The following is a 26,015-nucleotide window of genomic DNA, read 5'->3' on the forward strand; positions in this document are numbered from 1 at the left end:
CTGCGCCTCCAGTGGTCCGCCGGTGACCCCCGGTGACCTCCAGAGGTGTCGGGTGACTCGCCGTGACCCCCGGTGACAGTGGGCCGTCCGGCCGGGCAGGATGGCCGCACGGCGGGGCGAGAGCCCGTCGAAGAACGCAGAGGAAGAGGGAGGGCGGCATGAGCGACACCCCGGCGGCACGGCTCCAGGAGCTTTTCGACGGCCACCGGCTGACGCCCACGCAGCGGCGCATCGCGCACAGCATGGTGCGCAGCGCGGCCACCGTGCCGTTCATGTCCAGCGTGGAACTGGCCGAGCTCGCGGGCGTCAGCCAGCCCTCCGTCACCCGCTTCGCCGTCGCCCTGGGGTTCGACGGCTACCCGGCGCTCCGCCGCCATCTGCGCGACGCCGCCCCCGAAGGCGCCGACCGCCCCTCCGAACTCAACGAGTACCAGCAGGCGGTAGCCGGTGAACTGGAGAACCTGCGCCGCCTCTCCGAGGTCCTCGCCGACCCCACCCCCGTCACCGAGGCCGGAAAGCTGCTCGCCGCCTCGGACCCACTGCCCGTCCTCGGCCTGCGCGCCGCGGCCTCCCAGGCGTACGGCTTCGCCTATTTCGCCGCCAAGGTGCACCCCGACGTCCGACTGCTGGACGAGGGCGGCACCATGCTCACCGACCGCGTCGACGCCGCCGTACGCGCCGGAGCGAGCGCCCTGCTCTGCTTCGCGCTGCCCCGCCATCCGCGCGAAGTCGTCGACGCGCTGGCCCACGCCAGGGCGCGCGGCCTGACCGTCGTGACCGTCGCCGACTCCGCCTTCGCGCCGGTCGCCCGCCACAGCGACCTGCTGCTCCCCGCGGCCGTCGGCACCGGCCTCGCCTTCGACACCGCCTGTGGCCCGATGCTCCTCGGGCGCGTCCTGCTGGAAGCCATGTGCGACCACCTCCCGGACGCCCAGGCCCGGCTGGAGGAGTTCGACGCGGGGGCGGCGGCGCGGGGGCTGTTCGTGGAGTGAATGGGTCGGCGGGGATGGCGGGGCCTCGGGCAAGACCGCCCGGAACGCGGCCGGGTTGCCGGGGACGGGGGTTCCGGGGCCGGTAGTGCGGCCCCGAGGCCTGAAGCGGGGGTCCGGCGGGGGCAGGGTCCGTGGTCGGGTGCCGGGGGCGGAGTTCAGGAGGCGCGGCCGGAGTGCTCCGGGTCCTCTTCCCGCTCCCGGCTCTCCTCCTGCCGCCGCGCGCGCCGGCCGGACCGGACGCGCCGGGTCACCCACGCCGCGACGGCGACGACGGCCAGCACCAGCACGGCCTTGGAGAGGAACCCCACATAGGTCTCCACCACGTGCCACTGGTCGCCGAGCAGATACCCCGCCATGACGAGGACCGTGTTCCAGATGAGGCTGCCGGCCGTGGTCAGGGCCAGGAAGCGCGGCAGCGGCATCCGTTCGATGCCGGCCGGGACCGAGATCAGGCTCCGGAAGACCGGCACCATCCGGCCGAAGAACACTGCCTTCGTGCCGTGCCGGGCGAACCACGTCTCGGTGCGTTCCAGGTCCGAGCTCTTCACCAGCGGCAGCCTGGCCCAGACGCGGTGCATCCGGTCGCGGCCGAGCAGGTGCCCGATCCAGTAGAGGACCGCCGCGCCGACCACCGAACCCAGCGTGGTCCAGAACAGTGCGGAGGGCAGGCTGATCGAGCCCTGTCCCGCGGCGAAGCCCGTCAGCGGCAGGATGACCTCGCTGGGCAGCGGCGGGAAGAGGTTCTCCAGCGCGATGGCCAGTCCGGCGCCGGGTCCGCCCATGGTCTCCACGAGGCTCGTCGCCCACCCGGCGAATCCACCCGCGGGCTGGTCCGGGAGGGCTTGGGCGGTCGCGAGGGCCATGCGGGTTCTCCAGACGGGCGGTCGGCGCTGAATGCGGTCGCCGTCTTCGCCTACCCCGGAGGAAGAGACTCAGGCAGCCGTCCCGGTCCACGTCGGCCGGGTGCGGAACCGACGCGGGTGACGAACGTCTTTTCTGTCTTATCGGTTGATTCTTATCCTTTCGGACGAAGGTACCGGCAGATGATCTGACGGGCGGATCATCTGCCGGTCAGGTGGTCGTGCCGGTCGGAGGGTCGCGCCCGACGACCGGACTGCCCGACGACCGGCCAGGGGTGATCCGGTGACGATCTTCGCCGGCGACGTCAACCGGCACGCGTCCTGCGCCCCGCGGGGCATGTGGACCCTGACCGACGCGGCCGCCGCCCAGGCCCCCGGCATCCAGCACGTCTACGGCAACCTGGCCGGCCCGCGGGTCACCGTGGAACCCGCGACGTACACGGACCACGACGCGGTCGTCGTGCGGACGCGGCTGCGGCGCTGGCGCGGGCGGCGTCCCGGCCCGCCGGTGCACGGCGGCTTCCGCGTTCCCCGTCTCCGGCCGACCGTGTGAGGCGCCCCGCCCGGTGCGCCCGCCGGCACCCCGGCCCCCGCCCGTACGATCTTCCCACTGGCGGGGGACTCCGGTCGGGGAATTCCGGGCGCGGAGCAACGGGGGCGGGGACATGACCAGGTCACACACGGGCGGGAGCGGGAGCGCGTCCCGTGCTCCCGGCGGGCGGCGGCGCGGATCCGGCCGCGGTGGGCGGAGCAGGCTGCCGGGGATGCTTTGCGCCCTGGTGCTCGCCGTGCCCGCCGCGCTGCTCCTGGTAAGGCTGACCGGGGCAGACTCCGGAACACCGCTCGCGGTGCCGCTGGCCCTCTTCCCCTGCACGGCCGCACTCGCTCTGCTGGTGCTCGTGCTGACGGCCGGCGTCCGGCGCCTGCGGTCGTGGCTCACTGCGGCCGTCGCGCTCGTGGTGGTCGCCGCACAAGCCTGGCTGCTCGTACCGAGGTTCGTACCGGACGACGTGCGGATTCCGCCCGGCACCGCGCAGTTGCGCGTGCTGACGCTCAACACCGAAGCGGGCGGGGCCGATCCCCGGGCGGTGGTGGCGCTGGTGCGCACCGCTCGGATCGACGTACTGGCCTTGGAGCAGACCCCCGCCGCGGGGCTCGCAGCGCTCGACCGGGCCGGCCTGGGCGACCTGCTGCCGCACCGCGAGGCACACCCCGAAGACGACTCCTCGATCTACTCGCGGCTGCCCCTGACCGGCGCCGGCGCCACCGACGGCGACACCGCGTGGCCCCAGACCACCGCCGGTGTGATGGTCGGCGGGCGTACCGTACGGCTCGTCGCGGTCCACACCTACTACCCGCTCGGGGACGCCGGGCGGTGGACCCGCGACCTGGACGCGCTGGCCGCCCTGGCGCGGAGGGAAGGCCCGGACACCGTGTTCCTCGGCGACTTCAACGCGACTCTGGACCACGCTCCCATGCGCCGGCTCCTCGCCGCGGGCCTCACCGACACCCACGCCGAACTGGGCGAGGGCTGGGCCCCCACCTGGCCGGCCGGCGCGGCCCCCGTCCCGCCCCTGGTCCAGCTCGACCACGTGCTGCACGGTGACGGCCTCGCGGGCGTCTCCGTCTCCGGTCACTCCCTCCCCGGAACGGACCACCTCGGCGTCCTCGCGGTCCTCGCGGTGCTTCCCGCGAACCCGGGCGACGGAGGCTGACGGGCGGGCGCCGGCCGGCAGGGTCCGGTGCGCCCGCAGCGCCCGGATTCCTGGGCGTCCGGGCCTAGTTGAGGGTGTCCGGGTCCGGTCCGGTGCGCAGGCCGCGGTCGATCGCGGCGATGGACCGCATCTCGTCGTCCGACAGGACGAAGTCGAAGACCTCGATGTTCTCGCGGATCCGCGCCGGGGTGACGGACTTCGGGATCACCACGTTGCCGAGCTGCAGGTGCCAGCGGATGACGACCTGGGCGGGCGACTTGCCGTGCCGGGCTGCGGCGGAGACGATCGCGTCCTCCCCGAGCACCGCGCCCTGTGCCAGCGGGCTCCAGGCCTCGGTGGCGATGTTCCGTCCGGCGTGCAGCGCACGCAGTGCGGCCTGCTGGAGGCCGGGGTGCAGTTCGATCTGGTTGACGGCAGGCACCAGCGAGCTGTTCGCGATCAGCCGCTCCAGGTGCGCGGGCTGGAAGTTGGAGACACCGGCGGTGCGGACCCGGCCGTCGGCGACCAGGGTCTCCAGGGCGCGCCAGGTGTCGAGGTAGAGGTCTCGGGCCGGGGTGGGCCAGTGGATGAGGTACATGTCCACGTAGTCCAGGCCCAGTTCGGCGAGGCTGGCGTCGAAGGCCTTCAGGGCGGAGTCGTAGCCCTGGTCGGCGTTCCACAGCTTGGTGGTGATGAAGAGGTCCGCCCGTTCCACGCCGGACCGGGCGACCGCCCGGCCCACGCCTGCCTCGTTGCCGTAGACGGCGGCGGTGTCGATGGAGCGGTAACCGGCTTCGAGGGCGGCGGAGACGGCCGCGGTGGTCTCGTCGTCCGGCACCTGGAAGACGCCGAAGCCGAGCTGGGGGATCTTGGCGCCGTTGTGGAGCGTGACGGTGGGTACGGAGGTCATGCGAGGTTCCTGACTGTGCGTGTGTGTGCGGAGTACGGGGCAGAGGGGCCGGGTCGTTAACCGGTGACGGCGGCCGGTTCCGGCGCCGGTGCTTCGGCGACCGGATGGGTGGCGGCGGCACGGGAGCGGCGGTCGAGGTGGGCCGCGAGGAGGGCCAGCAGCAGCGCGGCGCCGGCGAGCGCCGCGCCGATCCAGTTCGGCGCGGTGTAGCCGAGGCCTCCGGCGATGGCCAGGCCGCCCAGCCAGGCGGCGAGCGCGTTGCCGAGGTTGAAGGCGCCGATGTTGGCGGCGGAGGCCAGGGTCGGGGCGGCCGATGCCTGGTCGAGGACCCACTTCTGCAGCGGCGGCACGGTAGAGAAGCCCAGCGCTCCGATCACCGCGAGGGTGGCGGCGGCCAGGACCTTGTGGTGGGCGGTCACCGTGAACAGCAGCAGCACGACCGAGAGTGCGCCGAGCGAGGTGAACAGCAACGGCATCAGGGCGCGGTCGGCGAACCTGCCGCCCAGCAGGTTGCCCACGAACATGCCGAGGCCGAACAGGACGAGCAGCCAGGTGACGGCGCCCTCGGAGTAGCCGGCCACGTCGGTCATCATCGGGGTGATGTAGGTGATCGCGGCGAACACACCGCCGTAGCCGAGCACGGTCATCGCCATGGCCAGCCACACCTGGACGTTGCGGAAGGCGGCGAACTCCGTCCGGACGCGGACGCCCTCGGGCTTGCCCGCCTCGGGGACCAGCCTGGCCACGCCGAGGAATCCGACGACACCGAGCGCGGCGACGGCGGCGAAGGTGACGCGCCAGCCGGCCGCCTGCCCGACGTAGGTCCCGAGGGGGACGCCGACGACGTTGGCGACCGTCAGACCCATGAACATCAGCGAGATGGCCGAGGCCTTCTTCTCCGGGGCGACGAGCTGTGCGGCGACGACGGAGCCGATGCCGAAGAACGCCCCGTGCGCCAGCGAGGCGACGATCCGCCCGACGAGCATGACGCCGAAGACGGGCGCCACCGCGGAAAGGGTGTTGCCGACCACGAAGAGCACCATGAGGAACATGAGCATCTTCTTGCGGGAGACACGGGTGCCCAGCACCGTCAGCAGCGGGGCGCCGAGGACGACGCCGAGCGCGTAACCGGTCACCAGCCACCCCGCGGTCGGGATGGTGACGCCGAAATCGCCTGCGACCCGGGGCAGCACGCCCATGATCACGAACTCGGTGGTGCCGATTCCGAAGGCCCCGATGGCCAGGGCCAGGAGCGCGAGAGGCATGGGGAAGCCCTTCAGGGTGGGGGAGGGGGACGGGGCCCTTGCCGGGCCTTTCTGGCATCACGATAGTTGCAGGCGCGGGTTATATGCAAGTGGAGGTTGAATGCGCGGGGTGTATGTGTTTGCGCGCAAGCATTTCGGCCGGTCCGTCACAGCCGGAAGGGAGACTTCCGCTGGTCATCAGCCACGCGCGCCGGATGGGTCCGCCCTGGGACTTATCAGGCCGGTGGATGGCGGGGATCAGGTACATCGATGGCGCAGAGGCTAGGCAGCGTGCGCGCGAGGCCCGCATAGTCGTTCCGTCAGCGCGAAGGGGCCCGGCGGCGACGACCGGGCGTGCTTCCCGCCTCTCCGCAAGCATGCCGGGCCCGCGCCCGCTCGTCGGCGTGCCCGGAACCGTCCCGAAACCGTTCTCCGTCCCGTCCCTGCCCTGGAGTTGCCATGCCCGGTTCCGCCACCCCGACGGCCGGCACCGGCCGCGCCCCCGACGCGCTGCCGGTGTCCGGCCCCGCCCATCTGCTGCGCGTGGCGCTGCTCATGGCGGGAAGCTGCCTGCCGATCCTCGGCGCGGTGCTGATCAGCCCCGTACTGCCGAAGATCGAGGACCACTTCGCCTCCGTGGCCGGCGCCGAGGCGCTCGTGCCGCTCGTGCTCACGATCCCCGCGCTCTCGCTGGCCGTCCTCGCGCCGTTCGCCGGGCTCATCGTCGACCGCCTCGGCCGGAAGCGGCTGCTGGTCGTCGCCACCGTGCTGTACGCGGTGTTCGGCACGGCTCCGCTGTGGCTGGAGTCGCTCGGCGGAATCCTGGTGAGCCGGGTGCTCGTCGGCGTCACCGAGGCCGCGATCATGACCTGCTGCACCACGCTCATCGGCGACTACTACAGCGGCCCCCGACGCGACCGCTACCTGGCCCTCCAGACCATGTGCGCCTCCGCCTCCGCCACCGCCTTCTTCGTGCTGGGCGGCGCCGCCGGCTCGGCCGGCTGGCGGGTGCCGTTCTGGATGTACGCGGTCAGCCTCGTGCTCGCCCCGCTGATGGCCGTCGCCCTGCCCCGCCCGGCCCGGCGCACCGCCGAACCCGTTCCCGCCGAGGCCGCCGGCGCCGCAGCCGATGCCGGGACGGCAAAGCGGAGTTTCCCCTGGCGCGCGCTGGCCACCACCTGTGCGCTCACCTTCTTCGGGGCCATGGTGTTCTACACCGTCCCGGTGGAGATGGCCTTCCTCCTGGACGACCTGGGGGTGGAGGAGACCGGGATCATCGGTCTGGCGACCGCTGCCGCCAGCGCCGCCACGGTGGCCGGCGCGATCGTCTTCTCCCGGCGCCGCAGCCCCGCCGACCCGGTGCTGCCGCTGGTCTTCGCGGTCTGCGCGGTCGGGTTCGGCATCATGTTCCTCGCCGGGAACACGCTGGTGCTGGTGATCGGGGCGGTCGTCAACTGCGTCGGTACGGGCTTCCTGCTGCCGTCCCTGCTGACCCGGGCCATGGGCCGCCTCGACTTCGCCGACCGCGGGCGCGGCACCGGTCTGTGGCTCGCCGCCTTCTTCGGCGGAGAGTTCGTCTGCCCGCTGGTGCTGATCGCGCTGGAAGGGGCGGCCGGAAGCCTGGCCGCGGCCGTCGGACTGCTCGGTGCGGCCTCGGCGGTCGTCGCGGTGGTGCTCCTGGCGGCCGGCCGCCGCTCCGTCGCCGCCGCGCCCCCCGTCGCCGACGCGCCCGCGACCGCGGGCTGAGCCCCGGTCGCCGAAACCGGCACCGACGGTTCCGCCGGCCGGGCCGGGGCCGGAGCGGCCGGTGCACGGGACGACCGGACCCGTGGTGCGGGTCCGGCCGTCCTCACCGGTGCGGGCCCCTACAGGGGCCATCGGCCCGGCGTCGATCTGTCGAGGCGGCCGGGTCGCCCTGCCGTCGGATGTTCCTCTGCCGACCGGTCCGGCAGGCAGCCGCGTGCGGGCAGCCGGACCGGAGCCGGGGTGCCGGGGAGCCGGGGGCCGAGGTGCGCGCGCCTCCGTCGCGCCGTCCGCCGCCCGTGGCCGCTCAGGTGGACGCCTGGTCGTTGTCCTTGTGGGTGCCCCAGCCGTGCCAGCGGTCGATCTCGATGACGGCGGTGACGCGGGCGCGCACCTGGTCCGGGTACGGATGCCCGGTGTAGTGGGTGGAGATGCGGTCGATGTCGGCGAGACCCTCGTCGTCGCGGAGTTCGACGGCCCGGCCCAGCAGGCTCACATGGGTGTACCAGTCGTTCTCGTCCAGGACCGTGAGGGTCACCCGGGGGTCGCGGCGCAGGTGCTTCAGCCGGACCCGTCCCTCGTCCATGCTCACCAGGACGCGGCCGTCCTCCCACAGGTACCAGGTCGGGGTGGAGACGGGCGCCCCGTCCGAGCGCAGCGTGGTGATGGTGCACGGGTTGGGCCGGGCGAGCATGGCCACGGCGTCTTCGGGCAGCGGGGGCTTGGACACGGTTCCTCCAGGTGGGGGGCACAGGGCTCACGGACCGTCCGGACCGGCCCGTGACGTGATCGTAGGCGCGGGACGGCCGGTGCCGGGGCAGCCGCGGGTCGGGCGTCGCGCGCGGCGGCCGACGGATCCGCCCGGTCGCGCCCGGGCCGCCGCCGTCGCCGGGCGGGATCCGGAATGGTGTCCGGCCCGTCCGTGTTGTGGCGGACATGTCCCCTGTGTTCGCCCTGCCCCAGCCGCCTCTGCCCGAGCATCCCGACGCGCGCGGGAGGCTGGAGGAAGCGCGTGCCGGGACGCTCGCGCGGATCGCGTCGCTGGACCGGGAGTACGAGGGCATCGTCGAGGCGAACGCCCTGGTGGCGGTCGACGACGAGCACGACCCGGAGGGGGCGAGCACCGCGTTCGAACGCGCGCACGTGGCGTCGCTCCTGGCGGCGGCGCACGCGCACCTGGACGAGCTGGACCGGGCCGTGCAACGGCTCGAAGGCGGCGATGACTACGGGGTGTGCGTACGCTGCCACGAGCCGATCGCGGAGGCCCGTCTCGAGGTGCGCCCCGCGGCGACCACCTGCGTAGGATGCGCCACGGTCCGCACCGGGCGGCGGTGAGCGGCAGCGGAACACGCCGCCCGTCGAGCCTCGGCCGGACGCGTCGATTGCCGGCCCGGAGGCGGTCCCCGTTCCGTCCGGGGGGCGGATACTGGAACCATGGACGATCCGGCTTACGTGCCCAGGACGGTCCGCCAGCGGCTGGGAGCCGGGCTCTTCGGCCGGGTCGCCGGTCCCGACGGCCCGGCGACCCGTGCGCGCATCCACACCACACCGGGGCCTCGCTGGTTCGCCCCGGACGACCCGGTCCGCCGGGTCCACGGCGACGCGTCGATGTTCGTCGGCGGCCTCCGTGCCCTGCTGCTCCAGTCGCTGCACCCGCTGGCGATGGCGGCGGTGGCCGCCCACTCGGGCTACCGGGGCGACCCGTGGGGCCGCCTCCAGCGCACCAGCACCTTCCTCGCCGTGACCACCTTCGGCACCGCCGCGGACGCCGAGGCGGCGGTCGCCCGGGTGCGCGGCGTCCACGCGCGGGTGGAAGGCGTCACCGCGGCCGGGGAGCGGTACCGCGCGTCCGACCCCCACCTCCTCACCTGGGTGCACGCCACCGAGGTGGACAGCTTCCTCCGGGCCCATCTGCGCTACGGACGCGACCCCTTGGACGGCGCCGGCTGCGACGCCTACCTCGACTCGGCCGCACGGGTCGCCCTCGCCCTCGGTGCCGAGAACCCGCCGCGCAGCCGCCGCGAACTGGACCGGTGCATCGCCTCCTACCGGTCCGAACTGCGCTCCACCCCCGAGGCGTTGGAGGCGGCCCGCTTCATCCTGCTGCGCCCGCCGCTGCCGCTCGCGGCCCGCGCGCCGTACGCCGTGCTCGCCGCCAACGCGATCGCCCTGCTGCCGTCGTGGGCCCGCGCCCCGCTGCACCTTCCCTACGTCCCCCGGTTCGAGCGCGCCTTCGTCGCCCCCACCGGCCACCTCATCACCCGCACCATCCGCTGGGCCCTCCCGGCGCCGCCGACGAGGCCCGGACCGGCCGACGGGGAATGACGCGAGGGTGCGCCCGGCCCCGCCCACCCCGATGCGCCCGGCCCTCGCCCAGCCCTGCCGCCCTCGGCCCCGCCCCGCCCCGCCCGGCCGTTCCGGCCCCAGCCCCGTCCCACCCTGCCGTTCCGGCCCCAGCCCCGTCCCGCCCGCGTGCCCAGAGGGTGCGCCCCACCCCCCGCCTGCCCGACGCGTACAGCCGTAGGGGACGGCCGTCCCCGTATCCGACCGAAGCAAGGTCCGACCACTCGCATGACACCTGAAGGCGACTCGTGACAGAAAGCGCCTTCTCCACCCCATGGGTCGTTTGCCGGTCCTGAACCGGAAGCTGGCCGTGTGCGCCGGAGCGTCACGGATCGGCCGCCCGGCGTGGGTCGACAAGATTTCGCGGAGATTTCTTGTCGGGTCAACCGAGGTTTGGAACAGGCATGTTGCCTCTCACGTCGGCTTTCTCTCCCGGTGGGAGTCCGGTCGGTCCGAGGGTGCCGTGTGCGGACGCGCCCGGCGGAGCGGAATAGTCATTTCGCCGCTGCACGAGCCTTGTCAGTCAAACTCGGGCGGCTCTATGGTCACGTCCAGAAAGCGCTTTCTCCTTCTGAGCCCAGTGGCCTGTACTCCGGGCCGCGCCGGATCCGCCGGTCCGGTCGCTTCGGGAGCAGTACCCGCATCAGGGCCGCCGTCGGGTCCGTCCGGTGTCACCGGACGGACCGCGGAGGGCCCGCCGCACCACCTGAACCGGCAACGCACGTCATTCACAGGTGAATTGAGGACATGGAAATGAAGCGACCAGCAGCACTGCGTCTCTATGCGGCGCTGGGCACGATGGCCGTGGCGGCCGCGACCGGTGTGGTCGTGGCGATGCCGCAGGCGTCTGCCGCAACCGGCGGAGTGACCGGCTACGCGACCCAGAACGGTGGCACCACCGGTGGGGCGGGCGGCCAGACGGTGAAGGCCACCACGGGCACCGCGATCCACCAGGCCCTGTGCAGCCGGGCCAGCAGCACCACCCCGATCACGATCCAGGTCGAGGGGACCATCAACCACGCCAACACCGCCAAGGTGTCGGGCGCCAGCTGCAACACGGCCGACGGCGTGATCGAGCTGAAGCAGATCAGCAACGTCACGATCGTGGGCGTCGGCGGCGGCGCGGTCTTCGACCAACTGGGCATCCACATCCGGGAGTCCAGCAACATCATCATCCAGAACGTGACGGTCAAGAACGTCAAGAAGTCCGGCTCGCCGACCTCCAACGGCGGCGACGCCATCGGCATGGAGAGCAACGTCCGCAACGTCTGGGTCGACCACGCCACCCTGGAGGCCTCGGGCGGCGAGTCGGAGGGCTACGACGGCCTGTTCGACATGAAGGACAACACCCAGTACGTGACCCTGTCCTACAGCACCCTGCGCAACTCGGGCCGCGGCGGACTCATCGGGTCGAGCGAGACCGAACTGTCCAACGGCAACGTCACGTTCCACCACAACCTGTACGAGAACCTCGACTCCCGTACCCCGCTGCTGCGTGGCGGCATCGCGCACATCTACAACAACTACTACGTGAAGCTCAACGAGTCCGGGATCAACTCCCGTGCCGGGGGCCGCGCGAAGGTGGACAACAACTACTTCAAGGACTCCAAGGACGTCCTCGGCACCTTCTACACCGACGCGGCCGGCTACTGGCAGGTCAGCGGCAACACCTTCGACAACGTGACCTGGTCGACCCCGAGCGCCGAGAACAAGCCCGCCGGGCCCAACCCGACGTCGAACACCACGGTCAGCATCCCGTACTCCTACACCCTGGACAACGCCAGCTGCGTGCCGGCCATCGTCGCCGCGACCGCGGGTGCCAACAAGGGGCTGAAGGTGTCGGACGGCAGCTGCACGCCGACCACCCCGACCCCGACGCCGACGCCGACCCCGACCGCGCCGACCAGCCCCACCCCGGACCCGACCACCGGTCCGACGCAGCCCAGCGGGACCAACCTGAGCCTCGGTGCGGGAGCCGACGGTTCGAGCAAGGCGTCCGGCAGCAGCTACGGCAACGTCAAGGACGGCAGTCTGAGCACCTTCTGGTCGCCGAGCGGCACCACCGGATCGGTCTCCGTCAAGTGGGACTCCGCCACCACGGTGTCCAAGGTCAACGTCCGTGAGGCATCCGGCGCCACCGGTGTCGTCAAGGGCTGGCGCATCCTCAACGGCGACACCGGTGCGGTCCTGGCCACGGGCACGACGGCCGGTCCCGCCGCCTTCTCGCCGGTCTCGGCGAAGAAGATCACCTTCGAGATCACCAGTGCCTCCGGCACCCCCAAGATCGCCGAGTTCGAGACCTACGCGAGCTGACGTACGCCGGTCCTGGCACCAGGACCGCCGCACGAGGTGACGACGGGCCGGCCCCTACGCCGTCCCGTCCCGCCGACGCAAGGGCCGCCACCTCCGTGGCGGCCCTCCGGCGTGTCCGGGGCGGCTGCGGCGGCTCCGTCGGGGCCCGTCCGGGCGGCCGGACGGGTCCTGCTGCGCCCACGGATGGCGGATGTTCCCGCCCGAACCCGCACGGAGCGGCCCCCGGGGGGAACACCCCGGCGTACGTGTTTCCCGAGAGGCGAGGAGTGCGGACCATGACCGACACGGTGGGCAAGGGCAGCGACGCGGGCGACGACCGTCCGGTGCTGACCAACCGGCAGGGCCATCCGGTCTACGACAACCAGAACCAGCGCACCGTCGGGGCACGCGGCCCGGCCACGCTGGAGAACTACCAGTTCCTGGAGAAGATCAGCCACTTCGACCGGGAGCGCATCCCCGAGCGGGTCGTGCACGCGCGCGGTGTGACCACGTACGGCTTCTTCGAGGCGTACGGGAAGTGGGGCGAGGAGCCGATCGCGCGCTACACCCGCGCCAAGCTGTTCCAGGAGGCGGGCAAGCGCACGGACGTGGCGGTGCGCTTCTCCACGGTGATCGGCGGCCGCGACTCCTCCGAGGCCGCCCGCGACCCGCGCGGATTCGCGGTGAAGTTCTACACCGAGGACGGCAACTGGGACCTGGTCGGCAACAACCTCGGTGTCTTCTTCATCCGGGACGCCATCAAGTTCCCCGACGTGATCCACGCCCTCAAGCCCGACCCGGTCGGCCACGAGCAGAAGCCGGCCCGGATCTTCGACTTCATGTCGCAGACCCCGGAGAGCATGCACATGCTGGTGAACCTGTTCGGTCCGCGCGGCATCCCCGCCGACTACCGCCACATGCAGGGCTTCGGGGTCAACACCTACAAGTGGGTCAACGCCGACGGCGGCACCGTGCTCGTCAAGTACCACTGGCTGCCCAAGCAGGGCGTCAGCAGCATGACGGAAGAGGACGCGGCGAACGTCCAGGCGGGCGAGCTGGGGCACGCGACGAAGGACCTGTACGAGGCGATCGGGCGGGGCGAGTACCCCGAGTGGGAGCTGGTCGTGCAGATGATGTCCGACGACGAGCACCCGGAGCTGGACTTCGACCCGCTGGACGACACCAAGACCTGGCCCGAGCAGGAATTCCCGCCCCGGCCGGTGGGCCGGATGGTCCTGAACCGGGTGCCGGACAACTACTTCGCCGAGAACGAGCAGGTCTCCTTCGGCACCGGCGTCCTGGTCGACGGGCTGGACTTCTCGGACGACAAGATGCTGGTCGGCCGCACCTTCTCCTACAGCGACACCCAGCGCTACCGGGTTGGCCCCAATTATCTCCAGCTGCCGGTCAACCAGGCCAAGCACGCCCGTGTCGCCACCAACCAGCGGGACGGCCTGATGGCCTACGACAACGGCCACGGCGGGGAGAACCCCGAGGTCAACTACGAACCGTCGATCACCGGCGGCCTCCGGGAGGCCCGGTACCCCACCCACGACGAGCAGGGCCCGGAACTGCGCGGCCGGCTCACCCGGTCCCGGATTCCGCGGACCAACGACTACCAGCAGGCCGGGCAGCGCTACCAGCTGATGGAGCAGTGGGAGCGCGACGATCTGGTCAAGAACTTCACCGACCTGTTCGCGCAGTGCGACCGGCCCGTCCAGGAGCGCATGGTCTGGCACCTGCTCATGGTGGAGAACGACCTCGGTCTGCGGGTCGGGGAAGGGCTCGGCATCGGCCCGGACGACGTGTCCCACCTGGAGCCGCTGCCCACCCAGAACCTCGACGAGCAGGAGCGCGAGCGCCTCGCGCGCCTCGGTCACAATCCGCCCCGCGACGTCGCCGGTCTCACCATGACGCACTGCGTGCCCAACAAGCGTCACACCGTGAAGCGTTGATTCGCACGCGGCGGGCTCGGGCGGAGGGCGTCCACGGATGACGCGCGGTGCGGGGCCGGGGCACGGGCGTGTCCCGGCCCCGCACCCTGTGGTCCGGCGGGCGGTCAGGGGGCGGAGCGGGCCGGTGGGACGGGGGACCGGTCAGGGCGGGTCGAATCGGTACGTTCCCCCGGTGGCGGTTCGGGCGGATCAGCGGCCGTCCGGCGCCCGGTCCTCCATGCAGGCGATCTTCCGCAGCAGGGAGACCGCCACGGCCCGCTCGGTCTCCGGCAGCGAATCCATCAGCCGGGCGTTGACCCGCTCGGCCGCCGGGATCAAGCCGCGCAGGAGCTGTTCGCCCGCCGGGGTGAGGTCGAGCAGGGTGCGCCTGCGGTCGTCCGGGTCCCGTACCTGGACGACATGGTGCTGGTCGGTGAACCGCCGCACGATGAGGTTGACCGTGGAGCGGTCCAGCGAGGTGCGCCCCGCCAGCGTGCGCTGGTCGATGCCCGGCTCGCGCGCGAGGGTGTTGAGGACGGCGAACTGCTGGGAGCTGACCTCGCGGGAGACGTGTTCCGCCCACAGGGCGGTGTGGACCTGTTCCGCCCGGCGGATCAGGTGTCCGACGTAGCTCTCCAGGTCCAGTGCGCGTGCCAAGGGGCCGTCCTTCTCTCGTGGCGCGGTGCCGCCGGCGCGGCGGCGGTGCTCCGCGAGTCTACGAGCGGACGGCACCGCGCCGGCGCGCCGGGTTTCCCCCTCAGTCCTTCGGGCCGGCGCGGTGGCCCGGACGCCGGTCGTACGGCTGGGCGCGCGATCCGTCCACGCCGACCTCCAGGCGTCCGACGCGCTCGATCTCCACCACGACGCGGTCGCCGTGCGCGAGGGGGCCGACACCGGCCGGCGTGCCGGTCGCGATCACGTCGCCGGGGTGGAGCGTCATGACGGAGCTGGTGTAGGCGACGAGTTCGCGCACGCCGTAGATCAGGTCGGCGGTGTTGGTCCGCTGCCGGGTGGCGCCGCCGACGTCGCAGCGCAGATCGAGGGCGTCGGGGTCGGGGATCTCGTCGGCGGTGACCACCCACGGCCCGAGCGGGGTGAACGTGTCGAAGGACTTGCGGGTGGAGCGGTCCTCGCCGGACCGCACGGTGATGTCCAGGACGCAGGTGTAGCCGAAGACGTGCGAGAGCGCCTCGTCGGCGGAGACGTGCGAGGCGGTCCTGCCGATCACGACGCCGAGCTCGCCCTCCTGGTCGGTCCGCCGGTCCGTGTAGGGCAGGACGATGTCGCGGCCGGGACCGATGACGGACGAGTTGGCCTTGAGGAAGACGCCGAGCTCGGCGACGGAGGTGGTGTACTCCATCTCGGCCTTGTGGTCCAGGTAGTTGACCGGAGCTCCGATGATCTTGCCGGGGAACGGCAGCGGCGCTTCGAGGACCGTGTCCGCCAGCGGACGGCGGGGGCAGCCGTCCAGGTCAGGGGCTGCGGGGCCGTGGCCCTCGGCCAGTCGCTCGATGTGGCGGTGCAGGGGGCCGGCGGGGCCGTAGGGGCCGGGGCCGGCAAGGCGTTCGGTGACGTCGACGACGTCGTCGCCGTCGACGAGTCCGAGTCGGCCGTCGTGGAACAGGGCGAGGCGCATGCGCGGGTTTCCTTGTCGGTTCGGTGGGGCGGTCGGGCGCGGCCCGGTCGGGTGCCCGGGGTCAGGCGCCCGGGTCGGCGCTCTCGGTGCGGTACAGCCCGAGGGCGCGCATCACCGGTTCGTCGCTGTACGAGAACAGCACCGCGTCCCGGCCGGACGAGGCGTTGACGTGCCGGTACGAGGCCCAGCCGGGGACGGCGAAGGTGTCGTGCTCGGCCCAGTCCAGTCGGACACCGTCGACGATCGTGGCGCCCTCGCCCCGGACCACCTGGAAGATGGTGGAGGCCGTGTGCCGCCGGCCGGCTCCCCGGAACCCGGGGCGCAGGCGCTGCACGCGGCAGCCGATGGTGGGCATCACGGGCCCGCCCGTCCAGGGGTTGGTGTACTCCAGGACGATGCCGTCGACGTCGCTGCCCTCGGCGGAGTCCGCGACGGCGTCGAGCGCGCGGGCGGTCTCCGCCCACGTGTAGCGGCTGATCGGGGAGTTCGGCCCGTCCTGGGTGAGCCAGGTCGGGTTGAGGCGGCCGTGCAGGAAGTGCCGGCTGCCCGCGTCGTCGGGGCGGGTGACGGGCTGGAGGCGTTCGGGGTACTTCTCGTAGAAGCCCGCCTCCAGCGCGTTGACCAGGGGGTAGTCGAGCGCGTCGAGCCAGATCATCGGCGCTTCGCCGCGGTGCGTGTGGTCGTGCCAGTGCCAGCCCGGGGTCAGCAGCAGGTCGCCCGGTTCCATGTGGACCCGTTCGCCGTCGACGGTGGTCCAGGCGCCGCTGCCCTCCAGGACGAAGCGGAAGGCGTTGGACGTGTGCCGGTGCGCCTGCGCGGTCTCGCCCGGCAGGATGATCTGCAGCCCGGCGTACAGGGTGCTGACCGTGGCGGGCGGAACGGTGAGCCCCGGATTGACCAGCATCAGGACCCGGCGTTCGGCCTCGTCGAGGGAGAGGGTCTTGGCGAAGTGCAGCAGGTGGGGCCTCAGCTCCTGCCAGCTCCAGCGGTACGGGACGGCGCGGCTGCGCGGCTGCGCGGGGAAGAGGTTGCCGTAGTAGCGCCAGAGCGGGGCCGCTCCGACACCTTGCAGCGCCGCGTAGGCGGGGTCGTCGTCGGTCATGGTGGTCTCCTCGCGGTCGGGTCAGGAGGTGGCGGAAGCGGTGGTGCGGGTGGGTGTCCACACCCAGGAGATGTCGTCGAAGTCCTGCGGCGAGCGGAGGCGCAGGAGGCTGTTGCGGAGGGTGGCGCCCATGCCTTCCAGGTGGCAGATCTCGCCGAAGCGGCGGGCGTTGGTCTGGACGCGTGCGGCGCGTTCCCCGCGCCGCGCGGTGTAGGCGGTGAAGGCGTCGGCCGCGTCGGCGTGGGCGCCGAGGGCCGAGCCCAGCGCGACGGCGTCCTCAAGCGCCTGGGCGGCGCCCTGGGCGAGGTACTGGAGCATCGGGTGGGCGGCGTCGCCGAGCAGCGCGACGCGCCCGAACACCCAGGTGTCGGCGGGCTCCCTGTCGTACAGGGGCCAGCGGCGGTCGCGGGAGATCAGCGGCAGCGCGTCACGGACGGTGCGGCAGGTGCCGGCGAAGCGTTCCTCCAGCTCGGCTTCGGTGCCCCAGTCGTCCGATCCGGGGTCGTAGCGGTCGCTCTCGAAGACGGCCACCTGGTTGTACAGCTCGCCGCGGCGGACGGGGTACTGCACCAGGTGCATGCGGGGGCCCGCCCACACCATGACCGCTTCGGCGGCGGCGTCCTCGGACATGCTGCCGGTCATCCGGTCGATGGGCAGGGCGCCGCGGTAGGCGACGTAGCGGGAGCAGACGGGCGGGCCGTCGTCCAGCAGTTGCCGGCGCAGGCGCGAGTGCAGCCCGTCGGCCGCCACCACCGCGTCGGCGCGCAGCACTTCGGTGGTCCCGGCGAACCGCAGGAGGACACCGGTGGCGTCCTGCTCGGCGCCGGTCACCGTGCGGCTGTTGAACAGGGTGATGCGGGGGTGGGCCCGGCAGGCCGCGAGCAGCGCGGCATGCAGATCGGTGCGGTGCATGACGACGTAGGGGTGGCGGAACCGCTCCCGGTAGGCGTCCGACCGCAGATCGAGTTCGGTCACGCGCTCGCCGCTCAGCGCGTCCATCATGACCAGCCGGGGCGGCATGACGGCCGTGCGGCGCACCTCGTCCAGCACGCCCAGTTCCTCCAGCGCGAGCGAGGCGTTGGGGGCCAGTTGCAGACCGGCTCCGATCTCGCCGAACTCCGCGGCGCGTTCGACGAGCGTCACCTCCCGGCCGGCCCGTGCGGCGGCCAGGGCGGCGGCCAGGCCGCCGATGCCTCCTCCCACGACGGCGAGTTCACGGGAATGCGGGGACGAGGGCATGCGGTCTCCTCGGTGTCACGGGGACGGGGCGGCGGGTGTCGGAGGGCGGCCGCGCGGTGCGGGCGGGGTGACGCCGGCGGCGACTGCCGGAAATGTCATGTGCGGCAATCATTGGTGTACTGATGATTGTAGGAAGGTGATGCCCCGGGGTCAACGGGCGGGATCCGGCCGGACTGCGGGTGCTCACACCGGCGGGGCGATGAAGCAGCCCCGGTCGGGCGCGGGGTGCGGCTCCCGGGCCCCGGCGGCCCCGTCGCCCCGCACGGCGGTGGCTGCCCGCCCGGACGGTCCGCGGGTCTGCGGTCCCGGGGCGCCCGTGAGCGGGGCGGGACCTTCGGTGTACTCGACGGTGTTGCCGTGCGGATCGAGGAAGCGCACCGCCGCACGGACCCCGGCGGGGAGGGGGCCGGACGCGTCGGTCGGGCGGAAGCCGGCCCGTGCGACCCGCCCCGAGCCGCGCGCGGACGCGTCCGGCCCGCGCATCGCGAAGGAGACGTGGTGCAGGGCCGTGCGGGGGCCGCGCGTGACGGTGAGCGCGGGCCGTCGGCGGTCGGCCTCCAGGAAGTGCGCGACCTCGCCGGTACGCGCGGAGCCCAGGGTGCCCGCCGGGACGAGGCCCAGGTGTCGCTCGTACCACGCCCTCGTGCGGTCGATGTCGGGTGATTCCACCGCCAGATGGGACAGGCTGACCGGGACGGCGTCCCGCCCCTCGCCGGGGCCGCGCCGGCGGGGCGCCACGTCGGCCGAGACCTCGACGGTGCGGCCGTCGACGTCGAAGAAGCGGAAACCGTGCCCCCCGCCCGGCGTGCGGAGTGGGCCCGGCCGCCCGATCACCTGCACGTCGCAGGTGAGCATCCGCGCGGCGAGTGCGTCGACCGCGGCGGTGTCCGCCGCCCCGAACGACAGCAGGTCGAGGCGTCGCTCCGGCGCGCGGCGGAGCCGGACCACGAAGCTTTCCGGGGAGCCCTCGGCGGCGAGGAAGGCGATGCCGGAGTCCTCGGCGACCACGGTCAGGCCCCACGCGCCCGCGTAGAAGTCGACCTGCCTGCCCAGGTCGGGCACGGCCAGTCCGACGTGGCGCAGATGGGTGACCGGGCACCGGGCCCTCAGGGGTGGCGCGGCCGGGCGGGGGTCGGGTGCGGGTGTCACGAAGGCGTCCCTTCTGAGAGCGGTACGACCAATGTGGCCCCGGTAGGGGGAATCAGGGAAATCGATTCGCTGGATACGCTCATCCATTGCGTTGATGTCTGCCGTTCCGGGGGAGATCTCGGGACACACCCGGTGCGGGCCCCGCGGGGCTACTGCTGCTCGGTCGCGTACGCGTGGTCCATGGCGGCGAGAGCCGCGCCGACGCTGGTGGTCCCGGCGAAGAGCGCCCGGACCTGGTCGAAGTGCGCCTGCTGCACGGCCGGGTGGGGCCAGAGCTGGTCCATGAACGGGACGGCCTTCCCGGAACGCTGCTGCTCCGCGAGGACGGTCAGCGCGGGCTTGACGGCGAAGGCGTCGTTAGGGATCGCCGGAAGCGTCGCACCGGCCCGGTTGTACGCGTTCTGCCCCTCCGGCGAACCGAGGAAGTCGGCGAAGGCGAGTGCGGCCTTGCGGTGCTTGCTCAGCGCGTTGACCCCGTACGCCGCCGACACCGCCGCCGGCATCCGGGTGCGGGAGGGATCGTCGCCCGCCGGCAGCGCGAAGATGCCCAACTCGGCGTCGGGTGCCAGTGCCTGGATCTCGGTGAGACTGCTCGCGACCTGGACCACGCCCACGGCCCGTCCCCCGGCCACGTCGGCGACCGTCTCCTCGTAGGTCGTGTGCAGGGGGTCGTCGGAGAAGCAGCCCTCCTCGTCCATCTCCAGGTACTTGCCCAGGGCGTCGCGCCATCCCGAGCCCGCGAAGGTCGCGTCCCCGGTCTGCATCCGCTCGTCGAAGTCCGCAACCGTGCCGTACACGGTGGTGGCGACCAGCGCGTAGCTGACCAGCTGGGTGACCCACGGCGTCTCGTTCCCCAGCGCCAGCAGAACGGTGCCCTTCTCACGGGCCGTCCGGCAGAGGCCGATCAGCTCGTCCCAGGTCTCCGGAACGGCCCCGCCGATCGCGGCGAGCGACTCCTTGGAGTAAATGGCCCCGACGCCGCTGTAGTTGGTGGGCACCGCGTACGTGTGGTAATCGACCTGGACGACCGTGCCGACGTCCTCGGGCAGGTCCACCGCGAACCTGCGGATGCTCAGGTCACGCAGGCTTCCCTGCGCCTGGAGGGCCTGCACCGAGGCGGGGTTCCCGTTTCCCGGCCACACGGTGAAGACGTCCGGGCCGTCGCCGGAAGCGAGTTGGCGGCCGAGGTTCTTCTGGAGCACGTCCGTCTCGGCGTACGTGACGGCCACCTCCGTGTCCGGGTGCAGCCTGCCGAAGGCGGCGACCACCGCGTCCATGGAGGCGCGGTCGGTGACGTTCGCGGTGACCCGCAGGGTGTCGCCGTCCGACGGACCGACGGCTCCGCACCCGGACAAGGGGACGAGGAGGAAGGCGGCGACGACCGCGCGGGTGCGCCGTGAGGGTGAGGACATGGCTGGGCTCCGGGCCGGGGTTCGGGGATGTGGCGGGGCGGACCGGCCGCCCGGCCGCACTCCACGGGCCGGGCGGCCGTCGTGACGGGCGGCGGGGTGCGGGCGGATCTCCCGCACCCCGCCGGGATCACACCGTGATGACGCGCTGGAGGGAGAGATCGCGCGAGGACCTGCCCGCGTGGACCGTGTAGCGGCCGGCCGTCAGCTGCCAGGCGCCGCCGCTCCAGACGCTCAGGTCCCGTGCGGGCACGGTGAACGTCAGGCGGCTGGAGGCCCGCGCCTCCAGCCGCACCTTGCGGAAGCCGATCAGGCGGCGCGGTTCGGTGCGGGCGGCCTCGGGCAGTCCCGCGTACAGCTGCACCACCTCGACCCCCTTGCGGCTGCCGCTGTTGGTGACGGTCACGGAGGCGGTGAGCACCTTCGTCGTCGCGTCGTAGGCGACGTCGAGGGAGCCGAGGGCGAACGTGGTGTACGACAGTCCGTGCCCGAACGGGTGGAGCGGCGTCCGGCCCTGCGCGTCGTAGAAGCGGTAGCCGATCGCGGTCCCCTCGGCGTAGCTGACGGTGCCGCCCGTTCCGGGGTACGTCGCGGGGGTGGCGCCCGGTCCCTGGGCGGCGTCCGCGGGGAAGGTGACGGGAAGCCGGCCGCCCGGGTCGCTGTCGCCGAACAGGGTGGCGGCGAGGGCGGTTCCCATGCCCCGGCCGCCGTACCAGCTCTGCACGACGGCCTCCACCTCGCCGAGCCAAGGCATGGCCACCGGCCCGTCCGTGTTGAGGACCACGATCGTGCGGCGGTTGACGGCCGCGACCGCCGAGATGAGCCGGTCCTGGTCGCCGGGGAGCGACAGACCGGCGTGGTCCATCTCCTCGCCGGCGATCCGGTTGACGACGACGACGGCGGCTTCGGCGGCGCGGGCGGCTTCCACGGCGGCGGGGATCAGTGACTCCGGCTGCCAGCCGAGCGTGAGACCGCAGGTCCCCGCCTCGGCGGTGCTGTTGGTGTACTCGACGGTGATGTCCACGGGCTTGCCCGCGGTCAGGTCAGTGACGCCCTGCAGCGGGTAGTCGTAGGGGCCGAGGAAGAACCGGCGCATCCGCCGGGTCCCGGAGACGACGGTCACGCCGTCGACGACGAGTCTGGCCGTGCCGGCAATGAGGAGGGAGAAGCGGTGCGGGCCGGTCCGGGTGGGGGTGAGCTTGCCGGTCCAGCGGGCGGACCAGACGTCCGGCAGGCCGGGGACGGGGGCGGTGGTGAAGTCGAGTCCGGCGCCGACGCCCGTCGCCACCGGGGTGCCCGCGGCGACCGCCCCGGCGTAGAAGACGCCCGGCAGACCCCCGGTTCCGGTCGCGCCGGAGAGCACGCCGGCGGGGACCGGGGTGAGGGGGACGTCGCCGAGGGTGCCCTGGGCGTGGGTGACGGTGGTGGTGGCGCCCGCCCGCGCGCGCAGGGCGGTCAGCGGGGTGGTCCAGGCACCGGGGTCGACGTAGGTGGAGCCGGAGACGCCGGTCAGGCTGTCCGGGCCGGCCGGGCCGATCACGGCGAGGCTCCGCAGGCCGCCGGTGAGCGGCAGGGCCTTGTCGCGGTTGGTGAGCAGGACGGTGGAGTCCACCGCGAGGTCGTGCGCGAGCTGCTGGTGCTCGGAGGTGCTGACGACGGCGGCGGGGGCGGGCAGCGGGTGGTCGAGGAGTCCGCAGGCGACCATGCTGGTCAGGATGCGCCGGGCCGCGTCGTCCAGCCGTGCCGCCGGGACGCTGCCGTCGGTGAGGCCGCCCACGGGGACCTTGACACCGCCGGGACCGAGGCCCGCGAGGTCCATCCCGGCGCGGGCGGCGGCGATCGGATCGTCGCCGGCCCAGAAGTCCGGCACGGTGTAACCGCGCAGGCCCAGGACCTTCTTGAGGTCGTCGAACAGGGCCGGGCTCTGCGAGGCGAAGGTGCCGTTGATCCTGGGATAAGCCATCATCACCGAGGTGTCCGGTGCCGCGGCGACGACCCGGCGGAACGGCTCCTGGTAGATCTCGTGCAGGGCGCGGTCGGAGACGGCCACGTTCCCGGAGAAGCGATCGGCCTCCTGCGTGTAGGCCGCGAAGTGCTTGACCGTCGCGACCACGTGCTGCTGCTGCATCTGCTGGGTGACGGCGGCGCCCAGCACCCCGGCGAGCAGGGGGTCCTCGCCCATCGCCTCGGCCTGCCGGCCGAAGTGCCAGGTGCGGGTGAGGTCCACGGTCGGACCGAGGACGTTGTTGAACCCCTTGCCACGAGCCTCGGCGGCGACGGCCCGGCCGAACCGGCCGGCCAGCTCGGGGTCGAAGGTGGCCGCCTGGGCGACGGGCACCGGGAACGCGGTGACGCCCGCCTCGCCCCGCAGACCTGCGGAGGCGTCCACCATGGTCAGGGCGGGGACGCCGAGCGGGGCCAGGGCGGCGAAGTCGCACCGGACCAGCGCCTCCTTCTGGGCCGGTGTCATGGCGGCGAGCAGGGCGCCGACCCGGTCGGCTACGGCGGTGCCCCCGGCGGCGGCACCCCCGGAGGCGCCCCGGCTTCCGGCGAACGCGGGCGCCGGTCCGGCGGCGAGAGCGGTGACTACGGCGGCGGATATGAACGTGCGGCGATTCATGGCGGCTCCATCGGAATCGTGCAGTGCAGGGAAACGGCGGTCCGTCCTTCGACGGGGCGGGCCCGCAGGCCCGACCCGCCGGCGTGCTGTCCCGGCCCGCGGGACGGGGTGGTGCCGGGCCGGAGGTGGTGCCGGGCCGCGTCAGGACGGCCCGGCACCGGTTCGTGGGCCCCGGGCGGCGGGTGGCAGCGGCCGCCGGGAGCGGGGATACGGGGAGAGCGGGGGAGCGGTACCCCGTCCGGTCAGGCGGCGACCGGCGCGACGGCCGGCGCGGCGAAGGTGTGGTCGCCGGGACCGACGGTGACCGGTTCCTGGCCGGGGAGTTCGACGGACCCGGTGCAGCCCGCGGGCACGGTCACCCGGGCCGTCAGACCGTCCCCGGTCACCTCCCAGCGGAGCGCGGCCGTCCCGTACGGGGTCTCGTGGCGGGTGTCGGCCCAGGTGATGCCGCCGCCGGGGCGCGGGGCGAAGGTGAGGGCGCGGTAGCCGGGGGCGGCCGGGGCGAGGCCTCCGACGACCCGGTGCAGCCAGTCGGCCACCGCCCCGAGGGCGTAGTGGTTGAAGGAGGTCATGCCGCCCGGGTTGAGGGTCCCGTCCGGACGGAGGCTGTCCCAGCGCTCCCACACGGTGGTGGCTCCCTGGGTGACGGAGTACAGCCACGACGGGCATTCGGTCTGCCGCAGCAGCCGGTAGGCCGTCTCCAGGTGCCCGGTGTCCGTCAGCGCGTCGCAGATCAGCGGCGTGCCGACGAAGCCCGTGGCGATGCGCGCCCCGTCCTCCTCCACCAGCGCGGCCAGCCGGTCGCCGGCCACGGCCCGCCCCTCCGGGCCGTCGAGCAGGTCGAAGACCAGGGCCAGGCAGTACGCCGTCGGGCTGTCGCCGGTCATCAGTCCGGAAGGCAGCACGTACGCCCGGCGGAACGCCTCCGTCACCTCGTCGGCCAGCCGCCCGTAGTGCAGGGCGGCGGCGTCCTCGCCGAGTGCCCCGGCCGTCAGCGACAGGTGCCGGGCCGACCGGGCGAAGTACGCCGTGGCCACCAGATGGCGGTCGGTGCGGCCCGCGCCGGGGTCCTCCGGGGGTGCGGCGGGGTCGAGCCAGTCGCCGAGCTGGAAGCCGGTGTCCCAGAGCCGGCCGGGACCGGCGAGCTGCGCGACGCGGTCCACCCAGGCCCGGCCGGTGGTGAAGTGACGCCGCAGCAGGTCCAGGTCGCCGAACCTCTGGTACAGGACCCAGGGGGTGAGGGCGGCGACGTCGCCCCAGGCGGCGCCCGGCCGGATCGGCGTCCAGATCGGGCCGCCGGGTATGACGGGCACGTACCAGGGCACGGTCCCGTCCGGCAGTTGCTCGATGCCCACGTCGGTGAGCCACGAGTCCAGCATCCCGGCGCAGTCGTACAGGAACGACGCGGTCGGCGCGAACACCTGGAGGTCACCGGTCCAGCCCAGGCGCTCGTCGCGGGCGGGACAGTCGGTGGGGATGTCGACGAAGTTGCCGCGCATGCTCCAGACGACGTTCTCGTGCAGCCGGCTGACCAGCTCGTCGCTGCACGCGAACCATCCGGTGCGCCGCATGCCGGTGTGGTGCACGAGCGCCGTGACCGCCCCGTCGGCCATCTCGTCGGCTGGCCATCCGGTGACCTCCGCGTACCGGAACCCGTGCAGGGTGAACCGCGGTTGCCAGGTACGGGGACCGTTGCCCGCCAGGATGTACCTGTCGGTGGCGTGCGCCTCCCGCAGCGGGCGGGTGGCCAGTTCGCCGTCCTCCAGCACCTCCGCGTGGCGCAGGGTGACCTCGGTGCCCGCCGGGCCGTCGACGGTGATCCGCAGCCGGCCCACCAGGTTCTGCCCGAAGTCCAGCAGGAAGCGGCCCGCGCCCCGCCGGATGACGGTGACCGGCGCGATCTCCTCGGTGCAGCGCACCGGCGGTCCCTGCGGCGCGACCAGGGTGGCCGGGTCGCGGACGCCGGTCCGGACGGGCGACCAGTCGCCGCGGGTGCGTGGTCCGGGCGCCGACCAGCCGGGTTCGTCGAGGCGGGCGTCGTGCACCTCCCCCTCGTAGAGCCCGCTGGTGAGGATCGGGCCGGGGGCCGCGCTCCAGGAGGCGTCGGTCACCAGCACGGTGGTGCTGCCGTCGTCGTGGACGACCTCCAGCTGGGCCAGCAGCGACTGGTCGGTGCCGTAGATGTTCCGGGTACCGCCGTCGAAGCCGAACCGTCCCCGGTACCAGCCGTCGCCGAGCCAGGCGCCGAGGGTGTTGGCGCCCGCGCCGAGGAGGGCGGTGACGTCGTGGGTGCGGTAGCGCAGCCGCTCCGGGTAGACGGTCCAGCCGGGGGAGAGGGCGTCGTCGCCGACCCGGACGCCGTTGATCTCGGCCTCGTACAGACCGTGCGCGGTGACGTGGAGCCGGGCACGGACGACGGGGCGCGGAAGGGTGAAGTCGCGGCGGACCCGGGCCGGCCGGCGGTCGGAGTCCGGGTCCTCGGGCCAGGCGCCGCCGACCGGCACGGCGCTCCAGTCGGAGGGGTGCAGCAGCCCCGCCTCCACCGTGCGCGACTCGCTCCACCGCGAAGGCCCCCCCGCGCCGGTCCAGACCCGGACCCGGACGCCGACGCGTTCGCGGGAGGTCAGCGGGGCGCCGGGCCAGGGGACCAGGACCTGTTCGGCGCTCACGATCCTTCCGGTGCGCAGGAGTTCGCCGTCGCGCGACAGCTCGATCTCGTGGGCGAGCGCGGAGGGGGCGCCGGGCGGCAGCGTCCAGGTCAGGCGCGGGGCGGCCACGCCTATGCCGAGGCCGTCCGGCAGGTGCTCGAACGTCACCGGGGCAGGCTGGAGGGACATGCGAGGAGGGC

Annotated in this window: 20 protein-coding genes; 8 read left to right on the top strand and 12 right to left on the bottom strand. The window is 73.3% G+C overall.

Going from position 1 to position 26,015, the window contains the following annotated elements:
- Positions 1 to 158: 158 nt before the first annotated feature.
- Positions 159 to 992, top strand: coding sequence for a MurR/RpiR family transcriptional regulator (locus Q0994_RS20040; RefSeq protein WP_299536860.1), 834 nt, complete (start codon positions 159 to 161; stop codon positions 990 to 992).
- Between the two features lie 155 nt (positions 993 to 1,147).
- Here Q0994_RS20040 and Q0994_RS20045 read toward each other — a convergent pair whose 3' ends face one another.
- Entirely contained in the window at positions 1,148 to 1,855 is a 708-nt protein-coding gene (locus Q0994_RS20045) for a DedA family protein (protein ID WP_299536862.1), read from the bottom strand.
- 280 nt (positions 1,856 to 2,135) lie between these two features.
- Here Q0994_RS20045 and Q0994_RS20050 point away from each other — a divergent pair, with 280 nt between their 5' ends.
- Both Q0994_RS20050 and Q0994_RS20055 read left to right on the top strand, forming a co-directional pair.
- Positions 2,136 to 2,405 carry a hypothetical protein gene (locus tag Q0994_RS20050; RefSeq protein ID WP_299536865.1) on the top strand — a complete coding sequence of 90 codons (270 nt, stop codon included), beginning with the start codon at positions 2,136 to 2,138 and terminating at the stop codon, positions 2,403 to 2,405.
- 211 nt (positions 2,406 to 2,616) lie between these two features.
- The gene (locus Q0994_RS20055) at positions 2,617 to 3,567 is read left to right on the top strand and encodes an endonuclease/exonuclease/phosphatase family protein (RefSeq protein ID WP_299536868.1); all 951 of its coding nucleotides are present in this window, start codon (positions 2,617 to 2,619) and stop codon (positions 3,565 to 3,567) included.
- A gap of 64 nt (positions 3,568 to 3,631) precedes the next feature.
- Here the strand turns inward: Q0994_RS20055 and Q0994_RS20060 are convergent, their stop codons facing one another.
- Together Q0994_RS20060 and Q0994_RS20065 are read right to left on the bottom strand one after the other, a co-directional pair.
- Positions 3,632 to 4,456, bottom strand: coding sequence for an aldo/keto reductase (locus tag Q0994_RS20060; protein WP_299536870.1), 825 nt, complete (start codon positions 4,454 to 4,456; stop codon positions 3,632 to 3,634).
- A gap of 56 nt (positions 4,457 to 4,512) precedes the next feature.
- Positions 4,513 to 5,721, bottom strand: a complete 1,209-nt coding sequence (locus Q0994_RS20065) for an MFS transporter (protein ID WP_299536873.1) — start codon at positions 5,719 to 5,721, stop codon at positions 4,513 to 4,515.
- A 438-nt stretch (positions 5,722 to 6,159) separates the two neighbouring features.
- Between Q0994_RS20065 and Q0994_RS20070 the strand changes: the two genes are divergently transcribed.
- The gene (locus tag Q0994_RS20070) at positions 6,160 to 7,446 is read left to right on the top strand and encodes an MFS transporter (protein WP_299536876.1); all 1,287 of its coding nucleotides are present in this window, start codon (positions 6,160 to 6,162) and stop codon (positions 7,444 to 7,446) included.
- 304 nt (positions 7,447 to 7,750) lie between these two features.
- Here the strand turns inward: Q0994_RS20070 and Q0994_RS20075 are convergent, their stop codons facing one another.
- Positions 7,751 to 8,173 (bottom strand): PPOX class F420-dependent oxidoreductase, encoded by a 423-nt coding sequence (locus Q0994_RS20075; protein ID WP_299536879.1) that lies wholly within the window; start codon positions 8,171 to 8,173, stop codon positions 7,751 to 7,753.
- 206 nt (positions 8,174 to 8,379) lie between these two features.
- Here Q0994_RS20075 and Q0994_RS20080 point away from each other — a divergent pair, with 206 nt between their 5' ends.
- The 4 genes from Q0994_RS20080 to Q0994_RS20095 all read left to right on the top strand — a co-directional run bounded on the left by Q0994_RS20080 (position 8,380) and on the right by Q0994_RS20095 (position 14,033).
- Positions 8,380 to 8,778 (top strand): TraR/DksA C4-type zinc finger protein, encoded by a 399-nt coding sequence (locus Q0994_RS20080; protein ID WP_299536881.1) that lies wholly within the window; start codon positions 8,380 to 8,382, stop codon positions 8,776 to 8,778.
- A 99-nt stretch (positions 8,779 to 8,877) separates the two neighbouring features.
- The gene (locus tag Q0994_RS20085) at positions 8,878 to 9,768 is read left to right on the top strand and encodes an oxygenase MpaB family protein (protein ID WP_299536884.1); all 891 of its coding nucleotides are present in this window, start codon (positions 8,878 to 8,880) and stop codon (positions 9,766 to 9,768) included.
- 771 nt (positions 9,769 to 10,539) lie between these two features.
- Entirely contained in the window at positions 10,540 to 12,099 is a 1,560-nt protein-coding gene (locus tag Q0994_RS20090) for a polysaccharide lyase family 1 protein (RefSeq protein ID WP_299536886.1), read from the top strand.
- Positions 12,100 to 12,374: 275 nt separating this feature from the next.
- The gene (locus tag Q0994_RS20095) at positions 12,375 to 14,033 is read left to right on the top strand and encodes a catalase (RefSeq protein WP_299536888.1); all 1,659 of its coding nucleotides are present in this window, start codon (positions 12,375 to 12,377) and stop codon (positions 14,031 to 14,033) included.
- 189 nt (positions 14,034 to 14,222) lie between these two features.
- On the opposite strand, the gene Q0994_RS20100 is transcribed toward Q0994_RS20095, so the two are convergent.
- The 8 genes from Q0994_RS20100 to Q0994_RS20135 form a co-directional block, all read right to left on the bottom strand.
- Positions 14,223 to 14,669, bottom strand: a complete 447-nt coding sequence (locus Q0994_RS20100; protein WP_299536891.1) for a MarR family winged helix-turn-helix transcriptional regulator — start codon at positions 14,667 to 14,669, stop codon at positions 14,223 to 14,225.
- A 100-nt stretch (positions 14,670 to 14,769) separates the two neighbouring features.
- Entirely contained in the window at positions 14,770 to 15,648 is an 879-nt protein-coding gene (locus Q0994_RS20105) for a fumarylacetoacetate hydrolase family protein (protein WP_299536893.1), read from the bottom strand.
- Between the two features lie 61 nt (positions 15,649 to 15,709).
- Positions 15,710 to 16,750 carry a cupin domain-containing protein gene (locus Q0994_RS20110; RefSeq protein WP_299536895.1) on the bottom strand — a complete coding sequence of 347 codons (1,041 nt, stop codon included), beginning with the start codon at positions 16,748 to 16,750 and terminating at the stop codon, positions 15,710 to 15,712.
- A gap of 21 nt (positions 16,751 to 16,771) precedes the next feature.
- A complete protein-coding gene (locus tag Q0994_RS20115) occupies positions 16,772 to 17,989 on the bottom strand; it encodes an FAD-dependent monooxygenase (protein ID WP_299536897.1) in 1,218 nt (405 codons plus the stop codon).
- A gap of 183 nt (positions 17,990 to 18,172) precedes the next feature.
- Complete coding sequence (locus Q0994_RS20120; RefSeq protein WP_299536900.1) at positions 18,173 to 19,138, bottom strand: VOC family protein; 966 nt, start codon at positions 19,136 to 19,138, stop codon at positions 18,173 to 18,175.
- A 149-nt stretch (positions 19,139 to 19,287) separates the two neighbouring features.
- Positions 19,288 to 20,550 (bottom strand): ABC transporter substrate-binding protein, encoded by a 1,263-nt coding sequence (locus tag Q0994_RS20125; protein ID WP_299536903.1) that lies wholly within the window; start codon positions 20,548 to 20,550, stop codon positions 19,288 to 19,290.
- 127 nt (positions 20,551 to 20,677) lie between these two features.
- Positions 20,678 to 23,167 carry a glycoside hydrolase family 3 protein gene (locus Q0994_RS20130; RefSeq protein WP_299536905.1) on the bottom strand — a complete coding sequence of 830 codons (2,490 nt, stop codon included), beginning with the start codon at positions 23,165 to 23,167 and terminating at the stop codon, positions 20,678 to 20,680.
- A gap of 242 nt (positions 23,168 to 23,409) precedes the next feature.
- On the bottom strand, positions 23,410 to 26,004 hold the full coding sequence (locus Q0994_RS20135) for an alpha-L-rhamnosidase (RefSeq protein WP_299536907.1): 2,595 nt from the start codon (positions 26,002 to 26,004) through the stop codon (positions 23,410 to 23,412).
- Between the last annotated feature and the right edge of the window lie 11 nt (positions 26,005 to 26,015).

Origin of the sequence: uncultured Streptomyces sp. (assembly GCF_947488945.1) — a bacterium.
Classification (GTDB): domain Bacteria; phylum Actinomycetota; class Actinomycetes; order Streptomycetales; family Streptomycetaceae; genus Streptomyces.